The sequence below is a fragment of the Pseudoalteromonas sp. XMcav11-Q genome (genome assembly GCF_040104525.1).
GTDB lineage: Bacteria > Pseudomonadota > Gammaproteobacteria > Enterobacterales > Alteromonadaceae > Pseudoalteromonas.
This window is the reverse complement of sequence record NZ_JBECOX010000008.1, coordinates 21,752-43,765: the sequence shown is the minus strand read 5'-3', so window position 1 is coordinate 43,765 and position 22,014 is coordinate 21,752. Positions and strand designations below refer to the sequence as shown.

At 43.7% G+C, this 22,014-nt stretch carries 22 protein-coding genes and 1 tRNA gene; 19 read left to right on the top strand and 4 right to left on the bottom strand.

Annotated features, from left to right (window positions below; translation table 11 throughout):
• Positions 1–18 precede the first annotated feature (18 nt).
• The 4 genes from ABMY45_RS14030 (at position 19) to ABMY45_RS14015 (ending at position 4,169) form a co-directional block, all read left to right on the top strand.
• Positions 19–510, top strand: a complete 492-nt coding sequence (locus ABMY45_RS14030; RefSeq protein ID WP_174170616.1) for a nicotinamide-nucleotide amidohydrolase family protein — start codon at positions 19–21, stop codon at positions 508–510.
• 66 nt (positions 511–576) lie between these two features.
• A complete protein-coding gene (recA, locus tag ABMY45_RS14025; protein WP_095729681.1) occupies positions 577–1,632 on the top strand; it encodes a recombinase RecA in 1,056 nt (351 codons plus the stop codon).
• Positions 1,633–1,971: 339 nt separating this feature from the next.
• Positions 1,972–3,288 carry an adenylosuccinate synthase gene (locus tag ABMY45_RS14020; protein WP_010378944.1) on the top strand — a complete coding sequence of 439 codons (1,317 nt, stop codon included), beginning with the start codon at positions 1,972–1,974 and terminating at the stop codon, positions 3,286–3,288.
• 242 nt (positions 3,289–3,530) lie between these two features.
• Positions 3,531–4,169 carry an SEL1-like repeat protein gene (locus ABMY45_RS14015; protein ID WP_010378945.1) on the top strand — a complete coding sequence of 213 codons (639 nt, stop codon included), beginning with the start codon at positions 3,531–3,533 and terminating at the stop codon, positions 4,167–4,169.
• A gap of 347 nt (positions 4,170–4,516) precedes the next feature.
• Here the strand turns inward: ABMY45_RS14015 and ABMY45_RS14010 are convergent, their stop codons facing one another.
• Positions 4,517–6,388 carry a sodium:proton antiporter gene (locus ABMY45_RS14010; protein ID WP_174170617.1) on the bottom strand — a complete coding sequence of 624 codons (1,872 nt, stop codon included), beginning with the start codon at positions 6,386–6,388 and terminating at the stop codon, positions 4,517–4,519.
• 571 nt (positions 6,389–6,959) lie between these two features.
• Between ABMY45_RS14010 and proB the strand changes: the two genes are divergently transcribed.
• Positions 6,960–8,060 (top strand): glutamate 5-kinase, encoded by a 1,101-nt coding sequence (gene proB, locus ABMY45_RS14005; RefSeq protein WP_017218481.1) that lies wholly within the window; start codon positions 6,960–6,962, stop codon positions 8,058–8,060.
• Positions 8,061–8,063: 3 nt separating this feature from the next.
• Positions 8,064–9,311: a glutamate-5-semialdehyde dehydrogenase gene (locus ABMY45_RS14000; RefSeq protein ID WP_174170619.1), complete on the top strand. Its 1,248-nt coding sequence runs from the start codon at positions 8,064–8,066 to the stop codon at positions 9,309–9,311.
• A gap of 144 nt (positions 9,312–9,455) precedes the next feature.
• Here the strand turns inward: ABMY45_RS14000 and ABMY45_RS13995 are convergent.
• Positions 9,456–9,531: transfer RNA gene (locus tag ABMY45_RS13995), tRNA-Ala, on the bottom strand.
• A gap of 129 nt (positions 9,532–9,660) precedes the next feature.
• On the opposite strand from ABMY45_RS13995, the gene ABMY45_RS13990 reads away from it, so the two are divergent.
• Both ABMY45_RS13990 and ABMY45_RS13985 read left to right on the top strand, forming a co-directional pair.
• Positions 9,661–10,056 (top strand): hypothetical protein, encoded by a 396-nt coding sequence (locus tag ABMY45_RS13990; protein ID WP_017218483.1) that lies wholly within the window; start codon positions 9,661–9,663, stop codon positions 10,054–10,056.
• Entirely contained in the window at positions 10,053–10,565 is a 513-nt protein-coding gene (locus tag ABMY45_RS13985; protein ID WP_174170620.1) for a prolyl-tRNA synthetase associated domain-containing protein, read from the top strand. Before ABMY45_RS13990 ends, ABMY45_RS13985 begins: the two co-directional genes overlap by 4 nt.
• On the opposite strand, the gene ABMY45_RS13980 is transcribed toward ABMY45_RS13985, so the two are convergent.
• Positions 10,524–11,657, bottom strand: a complete 1,134-nt coding sequence (locus ABMY45_RS13980) for an MFS transporter (protein ID WP_227386843.1) — start codon at positions 11,655–11,657, stop codon at positions 10,524–10,526. The genes ABMY45_RS13985 and ABMY45_RS13980 overlap by 42 nt on opposite strands.
• A gap of 188 nt (positions 11,658–11,845) precedes the next feature.
• On the opposite strand from ABMY45_RS13980, the gene ABMY45_RS13975 reads away from it, so the two are divergent.
• From ABMY45_RS13975 to ABMY45_RS13960, 4 genes are all read left to right on the top strand, one after another.
• A complete protein-coding gene (locus ABMY45_RS13975) occupies positions 11,846–12,382 on the top strand; it encodes a DUF2058 domain-containing protein (RefSeq protein ID WP_088531806.1) in 537 nt (178 codons plus the stop codon).
• A gap of 72 nt (positions 12,383–12,454) precedes the next feature.
• On the top strand, positions 12,455–12,778 hold the full coding sequence (locus ABMY45_RS13970) for a c-type cytochrome (protein WP_174170622.1): 324 nt from the start codon (positions 12,455–12,457) through the stop codon (positions 12,776–12,778).
• A gap of 121 nt (positions 12,779–12,899) precedes the next feature.
• On the top strand, positions 12,900–13,667 hold the full coding sequence (locus tag ABMY45_RS13965; protein ID WP_010607214.1) for a class II aldolase/adducin family protein: 768 nt from the start codon (positions 12,900–12,902) through the stop codon (positions 13,665–13,667).
• 8 nt (positions 13,668–13,675) lie between these two features.
• A complete protein-coding gene (locus ABMY45_RS13960; protein ID WP_088531804.1) occupies positions 13,676–14,851 on the top strand; it encodes a mandelate racemase/muconate lactonizing enzyme family protein in 1,176 nt (391 codons plus the stop codon).
• 129 nt (positions 14,852–14,980) lie between these two features.
• Here the strand turns inward: ABMY45_RS13960 and suhB are convergent, their stop codons facing one another.
• Positions 14,981–15,784, bottom strand: a complete 804-nt coding sequence (gene suhB, locus ABMY45_RS13955; protein ID WP_010607217.1) for an inositol-1-monophosphatase — start codon at positions 15,782–15,784, stop codon at positions 14,981–14,983.
• 215 nt (positions 15,785–15,999) lie between these two features.
• Here suhB and trmJ point away from each other — a divergent pair, with 215 nt between their 5' ends.
• The 7 genes from trmJ to hscA all read left to right on the top strand — a co-directional run bounded on the left by trmJ (position 16,000) and on the right by hscA (position 22,014).
• Positions 16,000–16,728, top strand: coding sequence for a tRNA (cytosine(32)/uridine(32)-2'-O)-methyltransferase TrmJ (gene trmJ / locus ABMY45_RS13950; RefSeq protein WP_010607218.1), 729 nt, complete (start codon positions 16,000–16,002; stop codon positions 16,726–16,728).
• Between the two features lie 290 nt (positions 16,729–17,018).
• Positions 17,019–17,510, top strand: a complete 492-nt coding sequence (gene iscR, locus ABMY45_RS13945) for a Fe-S cluster assembly transcriptional regulator IscR (protein WP_010378960.1) — start codon at positions 17,019–17,021, stop codon at positions 17,508–17,510.
• A 23-nt stretch (positions 17,511–17,533) separates the two neighbouring features.
• Positions 17,534–18,748 carry an IscS subfamily cysteine desulfurase gene (locus ABMY45_RS13940; protein WP_010378962.1) on the top strand — a complete coding sequence of 405 codons (1,215 nt, stop codon included), beginning with the start codon at positions 17,534–17,536 and terminating at the stop codon, positions 18,746–18,748.
• A gap of 60 nt (positions 18,749–18,808) precedes the next feature.
• Positions 18,809–19,192, top strand: a complete 384-nt coding sequence (iscU, locus tag ABMY45_RS13935) for a Fe-S cluster assembly scaffold IscU (protein WP_010607219.1) — start codon at positions 18,809–18,811, stop codon at positions 19,190–19,192.
• A gap of 9 nt (positions 19,193–19,201) precedes the next feature.
• Positions 19,202–19,525 carry an iron-sulfur cluster assembly protein IscA gene (iscA, locus tag ABMY45_RS13930; protein WP_010378967.1) on the top strand — a complete coding sequence of 108 codons (324 nt, stop codon included), beginning with the start codon at positions 19,202–19,204 and terminating at the stop codon, positions 19,523–19,525.
• 60 nt (positions 19,526–19,585) lie between these two features.
• A complete protein-coding gene (gene hscB / locus ABMY45_RS13925; protein WP_010607220.1) occupies positions 19,586–20,110 on the top strand; it encodes a co-chaperone HscB in 525 nt (174 codons plus the stop codon).
• A gap of 41 nt (positions 20,111–20,151) precedes the next feature.
• On the top strand, positions 20,152–22,014 hold the full coding sequence (gene hscA / locus ABMY45_RS13920; protein ID WP_010378972.1) for a Fe-S protein assembly chaperone HscA: 1,863 nt from the start codon (positions 20,152–20,154) through the stop codon (positions 22,012–22,014).

Here is a 22,014-nt window from a genome sequence, read left to right as displayed (position 1 = left end):
TACCTAAAAGGTTTTCCTATGGAGCACTACAAAGAGATAGCCGAATATGCGGCACAATTGGGCGCTATTCTAACGAATAACGGCGTAACAATCACTACCGCAGAGTCATGTACAGGTGGTGGGGTGAGTTATGCGTTAACAGATACGCCGGGGAGCTCTGCTTATATCGAACGTTGTTTTGTGACATACAGTAATCAAGCTAAGCACGAATTATTGGGAGTATCACAACAAACCCTAACGCAATTTGGTGCCGTGAGTGAGCAAACGGTTTTGGAGATGGTCAAAGGTGCTCAGCAGGCAGCTCATGCTGAAGTTGCCATTGCTGTGTCTGGTATCGCTGGACCAACTGGAGGCAGCGTTGATAAGCCCGTAGGTACTGTATGGTTTGCTATTGCGAATAGTGATAGAGTTCAGGCATTTCACCAAGTATTTACTGGGAATAGGGCCGAAATAAGACTTCAAGCCATTGAATTTGCATTAAAAAATACTGTAGCGATGGTAAAATCATAAAATTCTACTTGATACTGTAATTTCATACAGTATACTAGGTGTCATTACGCTGAATTGGAGAAGCAAATGAACGATAACAAGCAAAAGGCATTAGACGCAGCACTATCACAAATTGAGCGTCAGTTTGGTAAAGGCTCAATCATGAAACTGGGTGAGAACAAGGCGCTAGATATTGAAGCCATCTCAACGGGTTCATTAGGTCTGGATATTGCACTTGGTATCGGCGGCTTACCAACTGGTCGTATTGTTGAAATCTATGGTCCAGAATCATCAGGTAAAACAACGCTAACATTACAAGCGATTGCAGAAGCGCAAAAAATGGGAAAAACATGTGCGTTCGTTGATGCTGAACACGCACTCGATCCAATCTATGCCGAAAAGTTAGGCGTTAATGTTGATGAGTTATTAGTATCACAGCCTGACACCGGTGAACAAGCGCTTGAAATTTGTGACATGCTAGTTCGTTCTGGTGCGGTTGATTTGGTTGTTATTGACTCGGTAGCAGCACTTACCCCTAAAGCTGAAATTGAAGGCGATATGGGTGACTCACACGTTGGTTTGCAAGCTCGACTCATGTCACAAGCATTGCGTAAGCTTACAGCTAATATCAAACGCTCGAACACATTATGTATTTTCATCAACCAAATTCGTATGAAGATTGGTGTGATGTTTGGCAACCCTGAAACCACAACTGGTGGTAACGCACTTAAATTCTATGCATCTGTACGTCTTGATATTCGTCGTATCGGTTCAGTGAAAGAAGGTGATGAGGTTGTTGGTAACGAAACTCGTGTTAAGGTTGTGAAAAACAAAGTAGCACCACCATTTAAACAAGCTGAGTTCATCATCATGTACGGTGAAGGTACGTCGAAACAAGGTGAGTTGATAGACTTAGGTGTGAAACACAAACTGGTTGATAAAGCGGGTGCTTGGTTTAGCTATAACGGCAGTAAAATTGGCCAAGGTAAAGCAAACTCAATTAAGTTCTTAAAAGAAAATGTTGAGATTGCCAATGAAATTGAAGGCAAGTTAAGAGAAATGCTCCTAGCGCAAGCGGTTATTATGCCTGAAGAGGGTGAAGATAAAGGCCTTGCTGAAGTTGAAGATGATTTAGAGCTATAGGCTAACCACTCAAGCTTAACGGCTCGCCAGCAAGCTTGAGCTATATTTTAAAAAGCCCAAAGGTTAACCTTTGGGCTTTTTACATTTTATAAAAGTTTACTTTTGATAACAAAGAGATAGTTATCGATTAATCCGAACAATACAGCTATTTTGATATAAAAATAAAATACGTTGTTTGATTTTCAGCTATTAACCCACCTTTTCAACAAGTTATGTAACTTGCCTTGATGCTTTACATCATCAATCTTATTGAAAGCAGAAAAATTAGGCAAATTGGGGTGATTTCGACTATGGTTTTCTGGTAAAATCTGCGCCTAATTTTTTCTAAGTGAATTTGCAATGGGTAAAAACGTCGTTGTATTAGGCACCCAATGGGGTGACGAAGGTAAAGGTAAAGTAGTTGACCTACTTACAGATAAGGCTTCTTTAGTTGTTCGCTACCAAGGCGGACACAATGCTGGCCATACACTAGTAATTAACGGTGAGAAAACGGTACTACACTTGATCCCATCAGGTGTACTACGCGAAGACGTTAAATGTGTAATTGGTAATGGTGTAGTACTTGCACCAGATGCGCTAATGAAAGAAATCCACATGCTTGAAGCGCGTGGCGTTCCTGTACGTGAGCGTCTATTGATCAGCGAAGCATGTCCTTTGATCTTGCCTTACCACGTTGCACTAGACCAAGCGCGTGAACTAGCGCGTGGTGAAAAAGCCATTGGTACAACTGGCCGTGGTATTGGTCCTGCGTACGAAGATAAGGTTGCACGTCGTGGTTTACGTGTTGGCGATCTTTTCAACCCAGAGCAATTTGCTGCGAAGCTTAAAGAAGTACTAGAGTTCCACAACTTCGCCTTGGTTAACTACTACAAAGTAGATCCAGTAGACTTCCAGAAGACATACGATGATGCAATGGAAGTAGCAAAAGTACTTAAGTCAATGATTGTTGACGTTACTGAACTACTTGATCAAGCGCGTAATGCTGGCGACCATATTCTATTTGAAGGTGCGCAAGGTACATTACTTGATATTGACCACGGTACTTACCCGTACGTAACCTCATCAAACACGACGGCTGGTGGTGTTGCGACTGGTGCAGGTTTTGGTCCGCTACACTTAGATTACGTTTTAGGTATTGTTAAAGCTTACACAACTCGTGTTGGTTCAGGTCCTTTCCCTACAGAGCTTTACGATGGTCAAGACAAGCAAGACCCAGTTGGCAGACACTTAGGCGAGAAAGGTAACGAGTTTGGCGCAACAACTGGTCGTTTACGTCGTACCGGTTGGTTTGATGCAGTTGCAATGCGCCGCGCAGTTCAAATCAACAGTATCAGTGGTTTCTGCTTAACTAAACTAGACGTACTTGATGGTCTAGAAAAAGTGAAAATCTGTACTGGTTACCAATTAGAAGACGGCACTGTGACTAATGTGACTCCTCTTGCTGCTGAAGGCTATGAGAAAGTGACTCCAGTATATGAAGAAATGCCTGGTTGGAGCGAAAACACCTTTGGTGCAACTTCTGTTGAGCAGCTTCCAGAAGCCGCTATCAACTATATCAAGCGCCTAGAAGAAATCACTGGCGTGCCAATTGATATCATCTCAACAGGCCCAGACCGCGTTGAGACAATGATTGTTCGCAACCCTTTTGCTGAATAATCCTGCTGTCGATTGATAAAGAAAAAAGCTGCTACGGCAGCTTTTTTTGTGTCTATTACCCTACAAGTTTTTGTCTTCCTGCCGATAAGTAAGCGAATGTTTGCTCATATGATAAAATTAGACTTCGCTTTGGCGTAAATAATGCTTAATCAAATTTGAGTGTCGATGTTGCTGCAGAGCAAGTAATTTGCCTTTGCAGCCTGCTATAGTTAAACAATCAGCTTTACTTTGATGGGTCTTCGATGAATTACTTACTTCGTTATTTTGCAGCTTCAGCATTGAGTGTTTCCTTAAGTCTCAGTATACAGAGCAAAGTATCTGCCGAAGAGGCTATCGAAGCTGTGCCTTTGTATACGCAGCAAGAGCTACTAGCGCTGATTGAAAAAAATCAACATCTTGCTCGGGTTAAAGCGGATGAGTGCCAGCTGGTTAAAGATATTGAAGCGCGTGCTGAGATCATGGCGCTGCCTTCGTATCAATTTCTTTATGGTGACATGTTAGCTTATGCCGTGTGTGTAGACAGAGATGTTGAGCTCGGCCTTTATTATATGAAAAGGGCAGCAGAGCAGGGCCTTGCCGCGGCGCTTGAACAATTAGGTCGTTACTATGATGTTGGCCAGTTGGTGCAAGAAGATAAAGCGATGGCGGTAACCTATCTGAGAGAAGCAGCAGCACTTGGCAACTTAAATGCTCAATTAAGACTCGTAGATGTGTTTAATCAAGGCCACGGTAGCCCTAGAGATTATGAAGACGCCTATCGATGGTTGTTCCATTCCGCAGTTGCAGATAAAAAGCTACATAAGCGGATTCAGGTAGCACTAGGTCAACTGGCAAACAAAATGCCTGATAGTGTGGTCAAGCGTGCGAGATTGCCTATATAACCTGAACTCGGGATAACAACTTGTTCTCTAGCAGCTGCTATCCCTTACTACTGCGTTAAATTTGCTTGCAATAGGCCAGCTATTGGCGCACAAATTTGCCTTGTATTAAGAAATAACTTCTGGCTAGAGTGACACTACGCTTTTGAACTTAGTGATTTTAGTGGATTAACTTACTTCTTATCCCGAGTTCAGGTTGTATAACCTGAGGCTCAGGTTAACTCCGTTGGATCAATAGATATTACTTCAGCAGGTTTTGAGTGCAAAGTAAAAGCGGCGTAAGTGACGCCGCTTTGCTTGTTTCTAAATAAAGCTCGTAAAGTTAGCTTATTTCTTATCCAAATCTCAGGTTAAGTAATTTGCTGGCTGCTAAGCTTTGCACCAATTTGGCTTTCTTTATTCACATTTGGATCTTTAAGAACCGTTAACTTAGGCGGTTGTAACGCCAATACGCGGTCGCCTTCCTCTGGAAGCTTTTTCATGTCAGAGGTAAACGGGCGGATCAAGATGGGTTCCTCATCTTTGTTCTGCTCTGTGAGTACAAACAGCGGGATTGCTTCACTGTTAACCTCTTTATACTGTTCCCATTTAAACTCTTCTGAGATCCGCGTTACGCTCACTTTGCCGCCCTTAGCCATCATGCTACTTAGCTTGGCGTAATTACCTTCGTCACCAAACAAAATTTGGCGAGAAAGGAAAGTGGCGCTATCTTTGTTCGCCTTGGCGTGGTTAGTGGATGATTTGAGCGAATAAACACATTGATCGCCAAGTAAATGAGAAAAGTACTGTACACCTAAAGCGTTGTGATGACGGTTAGGTGAAAGCGCTAGCACTGACTTTAAGCTGGTCAATGGGAGGTAACGCTCTGCATGTTCCGACTGTGGGTTACCATAGTAACAAGGCAGTCCGTCCATTCTCGCCATCTTGCAGTTTTCCCAAGCGGGATCGGAGAGGTAAACATCAATATTTTGGTCTTTTAAGCCTTTAGCCACCGCTCTAGCTACATGGTTTGCACCAATGATAAGTAAGGTATTGGGCTTTGGTTGACGCACTCCTAAAAGACGTGCGAAAGGCGTTGCCGTTAGGCTTTGTAGTACCACGGTGACAATGATGACGGTGAAGATAAGCGGCACCATTTTATCCGCATCTGCTATCTGTGATTTGGTCATACTCAACGCAAAAACTGAGCCTACCGCTGCAGCAACAATACCTCGAGGAGCTATCCAACTTAACAGAATACGAGACTTTATCGGTAAGTCTGTATTGAACGTCGATAAGAATATCGACAGTGGTCGAGCAATAAATAATACTACAGCTAGAAAGATAAAGACGTCAGTGTCTAACAGCATTAAATCTTCTAACTTGAGTCGTGCCGCGAGTAAGATAAATAAGCTCGAAATCAGGATCATTGAGAGATCTTCTTTAAATTCTAACACTGAGTCTATTTCCAAGTCATCTTGGTTAGCGAGCCAAATACCAAAGATAGTCACGGCTAGTAAACCCGACTCATGGCTCAGATGATTCGATAGCGTAAAGCTAAACAACACTAGCGCTAAAATGGCGAACTTGTGAAGCTCGAAAGGAAGCCACTCTTTTCTTATTAGGTAAGTGGTAAGGTAACCTGATGCGACGCCAATACTTATCCCCACACCAAGTGTTGATACGAGCGCCCACAGGGTATGACTGAAGATACCTTCGCCACCAACTAAAGAGACGGCTTCAAATACGAGTACCGCAAAGAGTGCACCAATTGGGTCTATGACTATACCTTCCCAACGTAAAATACGGTCTATGTCTTTGTCTGGGCGCATGGCGTTCAGCATCGGGGCAATAACTGTTGGACCAGTCACGACAAGTACTGCGCCCAAAACGGCGGCAACTTGCCAGTTAAGCTCCAGCACAAAAATTGCGGTCGTTGCTATCACCGCAAAGGTTGCTAACATCCCGATAGAACAAAGATTCCGTACAACCTTACCGATTCCTTTGAGTTCTTTAAAATGCAGGGTTAGTGAACCTTCAAAGAGGATTACAGCAACGGAAAGTGAGACGACGGGAAAGAGTAAATCCCCGAGTAAGGCATCTGGGTCCAGCGTGCCACTAAATGGCCCCAAAGCAAGACCTATAAGAAGTAAAAACAAAATTGCTGGAACCTTAAAGGCCCAAGCAAGCCATTGTGCTATTACAGAACATACTGCAATACCTGCAATGTAGATTGCTGACATAGATTCTCCCCGGTTGGATTATCCCAACATTTTTATCAGTATAGCTAGCATCCAGTTATAACACAGCGCGAATGAGGGTAAAGTGAATAAATTACTGAAAATAAGGTATTATAAAATTGATTTATGGTGGTCATAAATAATTAACATGGGATAGGGTTGCAATCTTACCCTTGCTTACGTTAAGGTAATAAACGTTCAAGGCGTGGAGTAAATCGCGCCGTCATTCACAATCTACTCATTACGCAATTATTCATTGCGGTACAGCCTTTCCGGCCGCACCAAACCATGGTGGCCCTGTTGGAAACGGCTCGACATCAAAGGTTAAGTACTTGATGTCACAATCAATCTTCTATTAGTGAAATGTCAGCCAGTTAACGATTGTTACTGCGTCTGGGTTTAGCATGTGTGGCGACATGATGGGACTAAGGTCTTCGCCGCCGCACGTCTGTTTGTTTTATCTATTTGCCGACTTTTTGGTCGATGCATTGCGCTTTCTGTTGTCTTCTAATAGGAGATATTTGGAGTACCAACTCGTGAGTGGGTGGTTAATTTAATGCAGGAATTTATGTCGATGAAACAGTCAAAACGTATAGTAATCAAGATCGGGAGTGCGTTGATCGCGCCAGAGCAAGATGGGTGTCGATCCCGCTATTTACTCAGCATCGCGCAATTCATCGTGCGTTGTCGAGCCCGAGGTATCGAAGTGATCCTCGTCTCTTCAGGTTCAGTCGCAGCAGGGTCGCACTTATTTCCAAACTCAGAGCAGCCGAGCATTGCGGTAAAAAAAGCGATGGCGGCAGCTGGCCAAACCGAGATGATGGCTACGTGGGACCGCTTCTTCGACTTTCCGTCGGCGCAGATATTGCTGACTCATGGCGACCTGCGTGACAGGGAGCGATATACCAGTATTCGTGAAACAATATTCACTTTACTCGATCATGGAATACTGCCTATTATCAATGAAAATGACACCGTGACCACAGACGATTTGAAGGTGGGAGATAACGATAATTTGTCTGCCATGGTAGCGGGGGCTGCAGATGCCGATGGGCTAATTATTTGCTCCGATGTCAGTGGTTTATATAACAAAAATCCTAATTTACACGCAGATGCAGAGCTGATCTCAGAAGTGACAGAGATCACTGAAGAAATCTACGATATGGCAGGTTGTCCAACGAGCAAGGTTGGCACCGGTGGTATGAAGACCAAAATTGAAGCTGCTGAAAAGGCGACGTCTCACGGTATAGATACTTATATTGTTAACGGCTTCGAAGAAACAACCTTTGAATTATTGTTAGCGGGAAAAAATCCAGGCACGGTATTTACAGCCTATGATAAACCGATGCAAGAAGCAGTGCATTGGATGACTCACACAGCATCAGAGCAAGGTGAGCTGGTCGTAGATAGCGATTATGGCTCAGGTGAAAATCAAGTGGTGGGTCAGTTAAGTGGCGATGAAATCACTGAAGTAAAAGGTGAGTTTTCTGTTGGAGATACCGTACTCGTGAGAAGCAAAGATGGTAAGCGCTTAGCCAAAGCAACCACCAATTACAGTAGCTGCCTATTAAACTTTTTAACTGAACATGAAGAGAATCCGATCAGCGAAAGAATTCAAGATAGTATCGGACCCGTTATTTCAGAACAAGATATTGCATTATTGGAGAAGTCATAAGACATGAGTTTAATCACAGATATTTCATCACAGGCTGCAAAAGCAGCGAAACAGTTAGCACTATTATCTACAGAGCAAAAAAATGCAGTGTTAGCAGATATGGCAAAAGGGATCCGTGATAACAGCGATGCCATTATTAAAGCCAATGAAGCTGACTTAGCTGCTGCTCGTGATAACCAGCTTAGCGACGCCATGATAGATAGATTAACGCTTAACCAAGCGCGGATTGAAAGCATGGCTGAGGGCATTGAGACTATCATTCAACTGGACGATCCAGTGGGTGCACGTAGAGACATGGGTGTAAGACCAAATGGCATTAAAATCAGTAAAATGCGAGTGCCACTTGGTGTTGTCTGCATGATTTATGAGGCGCGCCCCAATGTCACCGCTGACGCCGGTGCACTATGTTTTAAATCAGGTAATGGTGTTATTTTGCGTGGTGGTAAAGAAGCGTTATCAAGTTCTTTAGAGATCGCAAAAGCGATGCATCAGGCGCTCGAAAAACATAATCTACCTGCCGCGTTGGTTTCTGTTATTCCGGATCCAGACCGCGCGTTGTTAATGGAGCTGATGCAGCAAAAAGAATATATCGACCTTATCATCCCACGTGGCGGTGAGGGTCTAATCAATTTCGTTACTGAGAATAGTACGGTGCCAGTGATCCAGCATTTTAAGGGCGTGTGTCACTTGTATATAGATAAAGCGGCCGATCTCGATAAAGCAATGGCGCTTCTGTTAAACGGTAAAACGCAGCGTACTGGTGTATGTAATGCGCTTGAAGGGTTAATCGTTCATCAAGATATCGCTCCGACTTTTTTACCGAAAGTTGCTGCAGCACTAGCAGAAAGGGGTGTGAAAATTAATGCGTGTAAGCAAACCGTAGCTTATTTTGATAATGCAGTTGAGTTAAGCGATGACGAATTTGGCGAAGAATACTTGAGTCTTGAAATAGCGGTTCGTCAGGTTGCTGATTTTAATGCAGCGCTTGCACATATTGATCGCTTTGGTAGTCACCATACCGAAGTTATCTGTACGGAAGACAAAGCAGCTGCTGATTTGTTCCAACGCGGTGTAGATGCTTCCGTCGTGATGGTTAACGCCTCTTCACGCTTTAGTGATGGTTCAGCGTTAGGTTTAGGTGCCGAGATTGGTATTGCTACCACCAAATTGCACGCTTACGGACCTATGGGCTTGGAGTCGCTAACAACCGAAAAGTTTTTAGTGAATGGTGAAGGCCAAATCAGAGAATAATGAACTGATGCTGCTTGAGTAGATGGAAGAATTATACTCAGTGGTATACACAGAATGACATAAGTAACTGCAAAGCTCGGGTCGAAAGACTTGGGCTTTTTTCTTTTCGATTTAGAGGGTCAATTTTGTAAGAAGTGCGGAAAGTGGTGGAGCTAAGCAGGATCGAACTGCTGACCTCCTGCGTGCAAGGCAGGCGCTCTCCCAGCTGAGCTATAGCCCCACATTCCGTCAGTGGACGAAGCGAAATTTAATCATTTTTTATATTCCCGTCAACCCCAGACAAAAAATTTCGCTATTTTTTTATAGTCTTTGTTACACTGAACTGAAAATAAAACGAATTAAGCGAATTATGGTTCTGCGTCATATCTTTTCTATTCTCATTATTGGGCTGCTAGCGAGTTGTGCATCACAGCCTGATGAGCCTGAACTTATTATCGAAAAACAATCTCTTCATAAGCGTCTTTCGCCAACTGGTGATAAAGAATTTGCTTTCATTGTAACGGTACAAGCAACACCTCGAATGGAGCTGGATGCAAGTAAGCCAATATCAAGAAGAGAGTTAAAACGCTTTGCCGAGTTTGAGCGTATTGAAGATTCCCCCTCTCTAAAACTCAAGCTAGAAGAGCAAGCTGTCGCCTTATTAAAACCGGCTTTGATTGAGGCGGACTACTGTAATTCAGGTCATAAAATTACCGATGTATACTGGCGACAGCGTAGCGTTCAGTTACGAGGTAAGTGTTTGTGATCAGAAACAATCCAAGTGCACTTGCCGAGCGGCTCGCTCAGTTAGATATCAACTATCTCAATTATGAGCATCCACCGTTACATACTTGTCTAGATGCTGACAACTTGAAGTTAGAGAGAAAAGGGACGCGACTGAAAAATCTCTTCCTCCGAGATAACTATGGAAAGCGACACTTTCTTTTTATTATTCCTGCAGATAAGCAAGTCGACCTAAAAGCGCTGTCTAAATCTCAAGGGGTGTCGCGTTTAGGTTTTGCATCGACGGACAGATTAGCGAAGTATTTAGGGGTGGAACAAGGCTGTGTGTCAGTACTCACACTGCATAACGACAACGAGCAACGAGTCGAATTATGGCTTGATAGTGAACTGCAATCTGCGCACTTATGGCAGTGCCATCCCCTAGTGAATACTAAAACTTGGGTGTTAACGCTCGAAGATTTAAAGCGCTTTTGGCAAGTCACAGGACATTCACCTCACTGGGTTGACTGTGTTTCTCAAACTCAGAGCTAAGCCGACTGTACAAACGATAAAAAGTGACGCACAAAACCAAGCGATACCAGCTTGCTCATAAATCAAACCCGGAAGGTAAGATCCCAGCACGCCTCCGGAATAATAAAATGAAACATAAGCGCCATTGGTGACGGTTGCAGGTGCCTGACTAATACTGTTGGCTAATGGTGCAGCGGTAGAATGGATCACAAACATACAGCCGCAGAACAGCGTAAATAAGACTACAAAAAAGAACACAGACGCCACGGGTAATAGCGCAATGGTTGCAGCGTAGACTAAAAACATCACAGCTAAAAATCGCCAGGTAGAATGAAATTTACTTTGTAGCCAAGGTGTAACAATAGACCCTAAAGCACCAACCAAATAGCCTGTATAGACCCAGCCCACTTTACTGGGATCGGTTAAATTAAAGTCGTACTTGAGTATAAACGGTAAAAAGTTGAGTAGCCCCGCGAAGCAGAAAAACATACAAAATACAGAGCTGTATAATCTCACTAGGCGCGATTGCTTGAGTGGTGCCAGGTAGTCTCTGATCCTTGTCGCGTGAATTATTGGTGGTTTGTTCTTGCTGGCTCGAATGCTAAATGCCAGCACAATCAATAACAATGCGTTTAGGTAATAGAAACTTTGCCACTCAAACCAGACAGTAAAGTTGGCCGCAAGTGTACGGCCAAAATAACCTCCGGCTATGGTACTTCCGATGTACAAGCTCATGTTTCTTTTCAACTGTGAGCCACTAAACTGTTGGCCGATATAACCCGTCATCGCAGTGAGTGCAGCAGGTAATAATAACCCTTGAATTAACCGAGTAAACAAGAGCCCTGAAAACGAAGTCATTGAAGCAAATGCTAAACTGCTGAGTGCCAAGAGCAGCATGGTCCATTTTAAAATGCGCAGCGGATTGGACTTTGCCAGCAATAATCCGTAGCAGATTGGCGCGATAGCCAGAGGTAGCATAGTTGCTGACATCAGCATGCCCGCATCTGACGCTGACACATTAAATTGCTCCGCAAACTCAGCCAGCAGCGGCTGCGGTGCATAGAGCACAAAAAAAATGGTAACGGAGCAAAGCAGTAGATGAATGACAGGCATTAAGCTATAAGGCTTTTTATTTCGATGAGTTAGCTTAAATTAAAGCAAACTAGATGACAATTTTTTGCGCTAAATCACGGTGTGCAACAATAATTTTGGTAGTTTTACATTAGATTGACCGATTCCTCTCTGGTCAATCGAAATTGCTGAGTTAAAATAGTGAAAAGTCTATTTTACGGAGTTGCATGATGGGTTCACTGCAAGATCAGTTGCTAAAAGCAGGCCTAACAACTGAGCACAAGGCGAAAGTTGCAAAAACACAAAAGCGTAAACAGCAGAAGAAAAAGAAAAAGGGCGCAACGAGCGACCAAACAGACCTTCAAAAACATATTGAGCAGACAAAGCTTGAGCAGCAAAAGCGTGCCGAAGAGCTAAATAAAGCGAAGCAAGAAACGCTAAAAGATAAAGAGCAAATTGCTCGCGTGAAGCAGATCTTAGAACACCATAACCAAGATGAGATCCGCGGTAATGTGACTTTTAACTTCACATATCAAAATAAGGTGAAGGAGTTAGAAGTTAATTCCGAAACACAAAAAGCGCTATCAAAGGGGCGTTTAGCGATTTGTGTTTTAGAAGGGCAATTCTATGTGCTACAAGATGAACCTGCTAGAAAGATTGCAGAGGTAGACGAGAAGTATATCGTTTTCCATGTTGAGGACAACCAGCAAGGTGATGAGGATGATCCTTACGCTGACTTTGAAGTCCCAGATGATTTGATGTGGTAGTGATTAGGCTTTAGGTCAAACTTTAGTCTACACTGACTTACAACGTTAACCGTCAATAAAAAGAGTAATGATATGAGCAAGATGAAAAAACTACTAGTAGGGACTACGGTGGCAATTTGCGCACTAGGTTCAGCAAGTTCAATGGCTGCAGATGGTAAAGCATTGTATACAGCAAAGATGTGCCAAACCTGTCATGGTGCAGAAGGTAAAGCACCGATCATGCCTCTGTATCCAAAGGTAAATGGTCAAAGCAAAGAGTATTTAGCGGCGCAAATGAAAGATATCAAATCAGGTAAACGTAATAACGGTATGACAGCAGCAATGAAGGCGATGATTGCTAATGTCACTGACGCTGAAATCGATGCGATTGCAGAGTATCTATCTAAAGTTGAATAACATCAAAGTTAGATATCAAAGATGATAAAAAACCACCGTTCGCGGTGGTTTTTAGTTGAAGATATAATTAAGCTAATTTAGACTTCTATACATCCAAATGTGGAGTCAATAAGGGATCCCCATGTTCGAATTACCTCAGTTAAATTTAAAAGACAAAGTAAGCGCAGAAGAATGGCAGCTGCGTGTTGACCTTGCCGCTTGCTATCGACTGGTTGAGCACTTTCGTTGGGGAGATCTAATTTATACGCATATGTCGGCGCGTTTGCCGGGTACGGATCATTATTTAGTAAACGCCTTTGGCCTGACCTTTGATGAAGTCACCGCTTCTAATTTGGTGAAGGTCGATCTTGAAGGGAATATTCTTGATGATACACCATTTAAGATTAATCCAGCGGGCTTTACCATTCACAGTGCAATCCATGAGGTGCGAGAAGATGCGCATTGCGTTATCCACCTCCATACCAAAGAGACGATCGCAGTCGCAAGTGTAGAATGTGGTTTATTGCCTTTGAGTCAGCATAGTATGTTCTCCTTACCATCACTGTCGTATCACGGCTATGAAGGCTTAGCAGTGAATATGGATGAAAAAAAGCGCTTGCAAGATGACTTAGGTACAACCAATCATATGCTGCTGGTGAACCATGGTGGTTTAACTGTTGGACCAACGGTAGGCGATGCCTTTATGCGTTTTTATGATTTACAGCGTGCATGCGAGATTCAAGTTGCGATTCAAGCAACGGGACAACAAGCCGTACCTGTACCACAACCGATTATTGATAACATATATAACCAAGCGAATGTCGTGCATAGCGGTAGCACCGGTGGTCAATTAGCATGGCCCGCAATGCTTCGTAAAGCTTACCGCCTAGACCCAAGCTTTGCTCAATAGGAGTCAACATGAAAGTTAATCGCGTCGAAGTCTTCGATATTCATTGTCCAGATAGACCTGCTTGGACACCCGTTTTTGTTCGTATTCACACCGATGAAGGCATTTCAGGGGTTGGTGAAGCTGGGCTTGCATACGACCTCGGCCACAGCGCTGCGGCCAGTATGATCAAAGAAATGGCTGAAGCCTTTTTGATTGGTCACGACCCGTTTCAAACCGAGCTGCTTTGGTCGCGTATGCTCAGAGAAAGTTTTTGGGGTTTAGGTGGTGGACCTGTGGTGTATGCGGCGATGTCAGCAATAGATACCGCGCTTTGGGATATTAAAGGTAAAGCCTTAAACCTACCTGTTTATCAATTGCTTGGTGGTAAAGTGAACCCTGAGCTTCGCACCTATGCCTCGCAATTACAGTTTGACTGGGATAGCGAGTTTAAAGCACTAGTTCAACCACACGAATATGCTGAAGCGGCTCACAAAGCCATTGCTGAAGGGTACGATGCGGTTAAAGTTGACCCAATTCAGTACGATAAAGATGGTAACACCTATTACGATAGAACTAAGCTTATCTCGCGCGCGGAAATGAAATTATACCGTGCAAGAATGAAAGCAATACGTGAAGCGGTAGGTGATGAAGTGGACATTATTTTTGAGTGCCACAGCTTACCAGGCGCGACATCAGCCATTCAAATTGCAGACATCGCTGAAGAATTTGATTGTATGTATTATGAAGAGCCAGTGAATTATCTTAACCACTCTTTACATGCAAAGGTAGCCAACAAGACCTCTGTGCCAATCGCTGGTGGGGAACGTTTATATAATCGCTGGGGTGTTCGCCCTTATTTTGAAGATCAAAGTATTGATGTACTGCAGCCAGATATTGGCCTATGTGGTGGCTTTACGGAAACTAAGAAGGTATGTGATTACGCTGATATCTTTGATATCCGTATTCAGGCGCACGTCTGTGGCGGCCCGGTAGCAACCGCAGCTTCATTACACTTGGAAACCGCGATCCCAAACTTCCTGATCCATGAGCACCATACTTACGCAATCAAAAAGTGGAACAGAGAGCTATGCTTGCAAGACCCACAGCCTAAGAATGGTATCTTTACAGTGTCAGAAGAACCGGGGCTTGGTATTGAGCTAAACGATGAAATCGTGATGCGCTCAGCCCGTGTTGAAATTAAGTAGGTATCTGACGCTCAACGTAAATACCTGAGTTTGGAATAACAGTTAGCTCTTACTATGGTTATTCTTAGACTCAATCAGATACAAAAAAACCCAAGCAGAGCTTGGGTTTTTTCATCTAAGCCAGAGTTATTATTTTAACAATGACTCAGTTAATACTGGGCGAATTTCTTTTACAATCGCTTGGCAAAGCTTAGGTGCGCCACAGATGATGTTGCCGCTACGGTTAAAGTTAGCACCGCCTGCAAAATCAGTGACCATACCGCCTGCTTCTTTTACTAACAGCTCACCGGCTGCTGTATCCCAAGGCTTAAGGCCAATTTCAAAGAAGCCATCCATACGACCTGCAGCAACATATGCCATGTCTAAAGCTGCAGAGCCCGCACGGCGGATATCAGCTGTATGAATGAATAATGCTTTGAACGCTTCTAGGTAGGCATCCATGTGGTGCTTTTGCTTGAAAGGGAAACCTGTTGCAAGCACAGTACCTTGTAATTCAATAGACTTAGATACACGAATACGTTTGTTGTTTAGCTGTGCGCCTTGGCCACGAGAAGCAGTAAATAATTCGTCGCGGATTGGATCGTATACAACAGCTTGCTCTACGCGACCTTTAACTCTTAGCGCGATAGAAACAGCATAATGAGGGATACCTTTAACGAAGTTAGTTGTACCGTCTAGAGGATCGATAACCCAAAGGTAGTCTGCATCTTTGCCTTCGTGATGACCAAATTCTTCACCAACAATAGCGTGATCAGGGTAAGATTTTAAAATTGTGTCACGAACGATTGATTCCGCATCTTTATCGATGTTAGTTACTAAATCATTTGTGCCTTTTTGAGTAGCTTCAACGCGCGATAAATCTTCACTTGCACGTAGGATAATCTTACCTGCGTTACGCGCAGCGCGTACCGCAATGTTCAACATTGGATGCATAGCATTACCTTTAGGTTGTAAAAGAACAGGATCATTTTGAGCCGGCGTATTCTAGCGGTTTTTTCTCTAAAGTAAATAACCAATTGTGAATTTCTCTGGTTGTTTTTTGTACTTCGTTGCTACATAAAGATTTTTAATTTCTGGTTGTGGAGCTTGGAAAAACGCAAATTAGATATGCTACACTGCGCCATTATTTTTGTTTGAGACTCGTGTAAATGGCTTTAGAAGATATTCGAATTGTATTAGTGAACACCTCACACTCTGGCAATATTGGCTCTGTTGCGAGAGCGATGAAGACGATGGGGTTATCTAAGCTTTACTTAGTTGACCCTGCATGTGAAGTGGACAGCCATGCAAGTGCATTGGCGGCTGGCGCAACCGACGTGTTGGGTGCAGCGACTAAAGTCGATACACTTCAAGAGGCGATTGCTGATTGCGCTTTAACTATTGGCACGAGTGCGCGCTCACGCACTTTGTCGTGGCCAATGGTAGACCCGCGTGAGTGTGCACAAAAATTGGTTGCTGAATCGGTGAATGGCCCAGTTGCATTGGTATTTGGTCGAGAAAACAGTGGCTTGTCGAACGAAGAGCTGCAGTTATGCAACTATCACGTATGTATTCCGGCTAATCCTGAGTATAGCTCGCTTAATCTTGCGATGGCAGTGCAAACGTTGGCCTACGAAACGCGTATGACATACTTAGACACGCAACAAAAGCAGCCAGAAGAAGTGGATGAAACGATTTACCCATCATCAAAGCAGATGGAGTTATTCTACGAGCATCTTGAAAATACCCTGAATGACACTGGCTTTATCATCAAACAGCATCCGGGCATGGTAATGACCAAGCTAAAGCGTTTGTTCAACCGTGCTAGACCGGAAGATCAAGAACTTAATATTCTACGTGGGATCCTAAGTTCGATAGATAAATCTACTAACAAGTAAACCAGACAAGATGCAGTATTGGCCAACTCAGCGCGCCAATACTGTTATATTTCTATTGTCTAAATATTAACCATTCCTTTTGTGAAATCTTGCATAAATCTTCATCACTAATACTTGACTAAAATACTCAGGTAATTACAATATCCATAATACCTGATTAAATTACTCAGGTATTTCGGGTAGGCATACGAGGGTTACAGATTTAAAGCCGTTATTATGCTTGGTTAATACTTGACTATCTTAGTCAAGTAATTAAAATTTGCAGCTTGGTAAATTAGCGGGGGCTATGCATGAAACTGACATCAAAAGGCAGATACGCCGTGACAGCAATGTTAGATGTTGCGTTACACGCAAGTATTGGCCCTGTTCCACTAGCCGATATCTCTGAACGACAAGAGATTTCGCTATCTTACCTTGAACAATTATTTGCCCGTCTACGTAAACATGGCTTAGTTAGCTCTGTACGTGGTCCAGGCGGCGGCTACTTATTGGGCCGTGATGCACACACAATTTCCGTTGGTGATGTGATTAATGCTGTTGACGAGTCCGTTGACGCAACACGTTGTCACGGCGAAGGCGGCGGTTGCCAAAGCGGTATGCGCTGTCTAACTCATTCATTGTGGTCTGATTTAAGTGTGCGAATTGAAGAATTTTTAAACAGTATTTCCCTAGCCGAGTTAGTCGCCGACGCGGATGTTCAATCCGTAGCAACGCGGCAAGATAAGCACGTTAAACGTGTTATCGAGCAATTAGACAATATTCAAGTGAGCTGTCAACTCTAGGTTGACGTCAAGCGGAGAGATAAATGAAATTACCGATATATCTAGATTATGCAGCAACCGCTCCGGTTGATCAGCGTGTTGCAGACGAGATGATGCAGTGCCTGACAATGGATGGTAACTTTGGTAATCCAGCTTCTCGTTCACACCGTTTCGGTTGGCAAGCAGAAGAACTGGTTGATCAGGCGCGTAATGATATCGCTGATTTAATCAACGCTGATCCGCGTGAAATCGTTTTCACATCTGGTGCAACTGAGTCAAACAACCTTGCAATCAAAGGTGCTGCACAGTTCTATAAAAAGAAAGGTAAGCACATCATCACCGTTCGTACTGAACATAAAGCAGTACTAGACACCTGCCGTGAGCTTGAGCGTCAAGGCTTTGAAGTGACGTATATGGATGTTGAAGACAACGGCTTACTTGACTTGAAAAAGCTTGAAGCAACCATGCGCGAAGACACTGTTTTAGTGAGCGTAATGCACGTTAATAACGAGCTAGGTGTTATTCAAGATATCGCGACTATCGGTGAGATGTGTCGTGAGCGCAAGATCATGTTCCATGTTGATGCGGCACAAAGCGCTGGCAAGGTACTAATCGACCTACAAACATTGAAAGTAGACTTTATGTCATTTTCTGGCCACAAAGTTTATGGCCCTAAAGGTATCGGTGCGTTGTACGTACGCCGTAAACCACGTGCGCGTTTAGAAGCACAAATGCACGGTGGTGGTCATGAGCGCGGTATGCGTTCAGGTACTCTTGCTACTCACCAAATCGTGGGTATGGGCACAGCATTTAGAATTGCTAAGCAAGACTTTGAAAAAGACCATGCACACATCAGTGCGCTTCGTCAGCGCCTATTGGACGGCCTAATGGATATGGACGAAGTTTATTTTAATGGTGCTATCGACCAATCAGTACCTGGCATTGTAAACATTAGCTTCAACTTTGTTGAAGGTGAAAGTCTACTAATGGCAGTTAAAGACATTGCGGTTTCTTCAGGTTCTGCATGTACATCGGCGAGCTTAGAGCCATCTTATGTACTGCGTGCTCTAGGTCGTAATGACGAATTAGCACACAGCTCTATCCGCTTCAGTATTGGTCGTTTTACGACAGAAGAAGAGATCGATTACACCGTCAATCTTCTTAAGAATTCTATTGGTCGCTTACGTGAGATGTCACCGCTTTGGGAAATGCACCAAGATGGCATCGACTTAGATAGCGTTGAATGGGCACACCATTAAGCAAGTTTTAGCCGCTGGCTGGATACTATCCAGCCGCAAGCAGGTAGTGAGGAAATAGTTATGGCTTACAGTGATAAAGTTATCGACCACGTTGAGAATCCACGTAACGTAGGTTCTTTAGACAAGAACGATCCAAGCGTAGCAACGGGCATGGTGGGGGCACCTGCATGTGGCGACGTAATGAAACTACAAATTAAAGTGTCAAAAGAAGGCATCATCGAAGATGCGAAATTCAAGACATATGGTTGTGGCAGCGCGATTGCATCATCATCCCTTGTGACTGAGTGGGTGAAAGGTAAATCGTTAGAAGAAGCTTCTACTATCAAAAACACTGATATCAGTGCTGAGCTTGAGTTGCCACCAGTGAAAATCCACTGCTCAATTTTGGCAGAAGATGCGATTCAAGCTGCGATTGCAGATTATAAGAGTAAACAAGCGAAGTAAGAGACTATTATGGCAGTGACGTTAACAGATGCAGCCGCTAATCGCGTATTAGCCTTTTTGAGTAACCGTGGAAAAGGCATAGGGCTGCGCGTTGGTATTAAAACCACGGGCTGTTCAGGTCTTGCTTATGTTCTCGAATTTGTCGACGATTTAGATGAAGGCGATGAAGTATTTGAAGACAAAGATGTCAAAATCATCGTTGATGCAAAAAGCTTAGTTTATATCGACGGCACAGAGCTTGATTACACAAAAGAAGGTCTGAATGAAGGGTTTAAATTCAATAACCCAAATCAGAAAGACGAATGTGGCTGTGGCGAAAGCTTCACCGTATAGTTTGCAACAGTGAATAGCTTAAAGCCCTGCCTTGGTGGGGCTTTGCTGTATTAGGTGCGTATGCGTTATTTTGAATTATTTGATTTACCTGTTGATTATCACGTTGATTTAAACAAACTAAATCAAGGTTATTTAGAGCTACAGCGTGCAGTTCACCCAGATAGATTTGCTGGTAAAAGTGAGCGTGAGAAGTTGCTCGCGGTACAGAAAACCGCAGAGATCAATGACGCGCTAGCGGTGCTCAAACACCCAGTTAAACGCGCCGAGTATATGCTAAGCGAAAAGGGTGTAGACATACGTGCAGAGCAACAAACGTTGCAAGATCCGATGTTTTTAATGCAACAGATGGAGCTGCGCGAAGCATTAGAAGAATTACCTGATGCGGCGGATCCTGACAGCGCGATTACAGAGTTCGAAACACAGATTAAAGCGTTAGATACAAAGTTTAGCGCTTCCCTTGCCGAGCAGCTTCAAAGCGATGACATGAGCACATTAGAAGCCGCAGCAGACAATATTCGTAAGCTAAAGTTTGTCTACAAGTTACGCGACGAATTAGCACGTATCGAAGATGAATTATTCGATTGATGATGTGTAGCATCAACAAACGTTAAAGTGAAAAGAGCATTATGGCATTATTGCAAATTGCTGAGCCGGGGCAGAGCGCGGCACCTCATGAGCATAAATTAGCGATTGGTATTGACTTAGGTACCACGAACTCTCTTGTGGCAACAGTACAAAGTGGCGAAACGAAGACTCTTAGCGATTTAATGGGTAAACCTATGCTGCCGTCGGTAGTAAGGTACACCGACTCAGAGGTTATTGTTGGTGAACAAGCCCAAGCTGCTTCTGCTGAAGACCCGACTAATACGCTTATTTCTGTAAAACGTTTTTTAGGTAAAACGCAATCTGAAATAGAACAAAGCTATGGTCAGTTGCCTTATAATTTTGTCGATAATAACGGTTCGCTTGCTATTGAAACCGTAGCTGGCGCTGTAAGCCCAGTGCAAGCCTCCGCTGAAATTTTAAAAACATTACACCAACGTGCTATTGATAGCTTTGCTGGTGAGGATGTAATGGGCGCGGTGATCACTGTACCTGCATATTTTGATGATGCACAAAGGCAAAGTACAAAAGACGCAGCCGAGCTTGCTGGTCTAAAAGTATTAAGACTTCTCAATGAGCCGACTGCAGCTGCAGTAGCTTACGGCCTAGACTCTGGTCAAGAAGGCGTGATCGCGGTTTATGACCTTGGTGGTGGTACGTTTGATATTTCTATCTTACGCTTAAACCAAGGAGTGTTTGAGGTATTATCAACCGGTGGTGATTCAAGCCTCGGTGGTGATGACTTTGATTCATTGTTGGTCGATTTCTTTAAACAGCAAACGCAGCTATTTGATTTAAACCCAAAAGAGCTACGCTTGTTTATCAATAAGGCAAGAGCCTGTAAAGAAGCGCTTTCAAGCTATGAAACGGTAAACGTAGAGCTACCAGTTCGCGAGCAAAAGTTGGTTGTTACGATCACGCGTCAAGCATTTGCTGAAATGGCAATGCCTTTAGTTAAAAAGACTTTACGCTCTTGTCGCCGCGCGTTAAAAGACGCCGGTGTCACAGCAGAAGAAGTCTTGCAGGTTGTGATGGTCGGTGGTTCGACTCGTATGCCAGTGGTGCGTGAAGAAGTCGGGAGTTTCTTTGCCAAAGAGCCGCTAACATCAATCGATCCAGACCGTGTGGTGGCATTAGGTGCTGCTATCCAAGCTGATATTTTAGTGGGTAACAAGCCTGACTCTGATATGTTACTGCTTGATGTATTGCCATTGTCTTTAGGCCTAGAAACTATGGGTGGATTGGTTGAAAAAATCATTCCGCGCAATACCACTATTCCTGTTGCACGTGCACAAGAGTTTACCACTTTTAAAGATGGTCAAACCGCTATGTCATTGCATGTATTGCAAGGTGAGCGTGAACTCGTTGATGATTGTCGTAGCTTAGCTAAATTTAGTCTAAAAGGCATTCCACCAATGGCGGCAGGCGCTGCGCATATTCGAGTCACTTTTAGAGTTGACGCTGATGGTCTATTGAGTGTTTCGGCTGAAGAAAAGTCGACAGGCGTGCAGGCTGAGATCCAGGTAAAACCGTCGTTTGGTTTGAGCGATGACCAAGTAGCACAAATGCTAAAAGATTCGATGAGCAATGCCAAAGAAGACATGAGCGCTCGTATGCTTAAAGAGCAGCAGGTTGAAGCACTGCGTGTATTAGAAGCGTTAGAGGCATCGCTTGCAACGGATGGTCATTTGTTGGCAGAAGATGAGCTCAATACACTGCGCGGTGCAATGACTGAACTTGCACAAATTCGCGAAAGTGCAGACAATCCAGAGCAGATTAAAAAGGCGATCGAAGAAGTCGATCAGGCGAGTAGTGATTTTGCTTCACGCCGTATGGATGAATCAATTAAAAAGGCACTGCAAGGGCAGTCGGTAGACGAGGTGTAA

What these genes read in the sequence shown, in the direction of transcription:
- ABMY45_RS14030 (WP_174170616.1), top strand. Translation starts at nt 19, where the DNA reads ATGGAGCACTACAAAGAGATAGCCGAATATGCGGCACAATTGGGCGCT.
- recA (WP_095729681.1), top strand. Translation starts at nt 577, where the DNA reads ATGAACGATAACAAGCAAAAGGCATTAGACGCAGCACTATCACAAATT.
- ABMY45_RS14020 (WP_010378944.1), top strand. Translation starts at nt 1,972, where the DNA reads ATGGGTAAAAACGTCGTTGTATTAGGCACCCAATGGGGTGACGAAGGT.
- ABMY45_RS14015 (WP_010378945.1), top strand. Translation starts at nt 3,531, where the DNA reads ATGAATTACTTACTTCGTTATTTTGCAGCTTCAGCATTGAGTGTTTCC.
- ABMY45_RS14010 (WP_174170617.1), bottom strand. Translation starts at nt 6,388, where the DNA reads ATGTCAGCAATCTACATTGCAGGTATTGCAGTATGTTCTGTAATAGCA.
- proB (WP_017218481.1), top strand. Translation starts at nt 6,960, where the DNA reads ATGAAACAGTCAAAACGTATAGTAATCAAGATCGGGAGTGCGTTGATC.
- ABMY45_RS14000 (WP_174170619.1), top strand. Translation starts at nt 8,064, where the DNA reads ATGAGTTTAATCACAGATATTTCATCACAGGCTGCAAAAGCAGCGAAA.
- ABMY45_RS13990 (WP_017218483.1), top strand. Translation starts at nt 9,661, where the DNA reads ATGGTTCTGCGTCATATCTTTTCTATTCTCATTATTGGGCTGCTAGCG.
- ABMY45_RS13980 (WP_227386843.1), bottom strand. Translation starts at nt 11,657, where the DNA reads ATGCCTGTCATTCATCTACTGCTTTGCTCCGTTACCATTTTTTTTGTG.
- ABMY45_RS13975 (WP_088531806.1), top strand. Translation starts at nt 11,846, where the DNA reads ATGGGTTCACTGCAAGATCAGTTGCTAAAAGCAGGCCTAACAACTGAG.
- ABMY45_RS13970 (WP_174170622.1), top strand. Translation starts at nt 12,455, where the DNA reads ATGAGCAAGATGAAAAAACTACTAGTAGGGACTACGGTGGCAATTTGC.
- ABMY45_RS13965 (WP_010607214.1), top strand. Translation starts at nt 12,900, where the DNA reads ATGTTCGAATTACCTCAGTTAAATTTAAAAGACAAAGTAAGCGCAGAA.
- ABMY45_RS13960 (WP_088531804.1), top strand. Translation starts at nt 13,676, where the DNA reads ATGAAAGTTAATCGCGTCGAAGTCTTCGATATTCATTGTCCAGATAGA.
- suhB (WP_010607217.1), bottom strand. Translation starts at nt 15,784, where the DNA reads ATGCATCCAATGTTGAACATTGCGGTACGCGCTGCGCGTAACGCAGGT.
- trmJ (WP_010607218.1), top strand. Translation starts at nt 16,000, where the DNA reads ATGGCTTTAGAAGATATTCGAATTGTATTAGTGAACACCTCACACTCT.
- iscR (WP_010378960.1), top strand. Translation starts at nt 17,019, where the DNA reads ATGAAACTGACATCAAAAGGCAGATACGCCGTGACAGCAATGTTAGAT.
- ABMY45_RS13940 (WP_010378962.1), top strand. Translation starts at nt 17,534, where the DNA reads ATGAAATTACCGATATATCTAGATTATGCAGCAACCGCTCCGGTTGAT.
- iscU (WP_010607219.1), top strand. Translation starts at nt 18,809, where the DNA reads ATGGCTTACAGTGATAAAGTTATCGACCACGTTGAGAATCCACGTAAC.
- iscA (WP_010378967.1), top strand. Translation starts at nt 19,202, where the DNA reads ATGGCAGTGACGTTAACAGATGCAGCCGCTAATCGCGTATTAGCCTTT.
- hscB (WP_010607220.1), top strand. Translation starts at nt 19,586, where the DNA reads ATGCGTTATTTTGAATTATTTGATTTACCTGTTGATTATCACGTTGAT.
- hscA (WP_010378972.1), top strand. Translation starts at nt 20,152, where the DNA reads ATGGCATTATTGCAAATTGCTGAGCCGGGGCAGAGCGCGGCACCTCAT.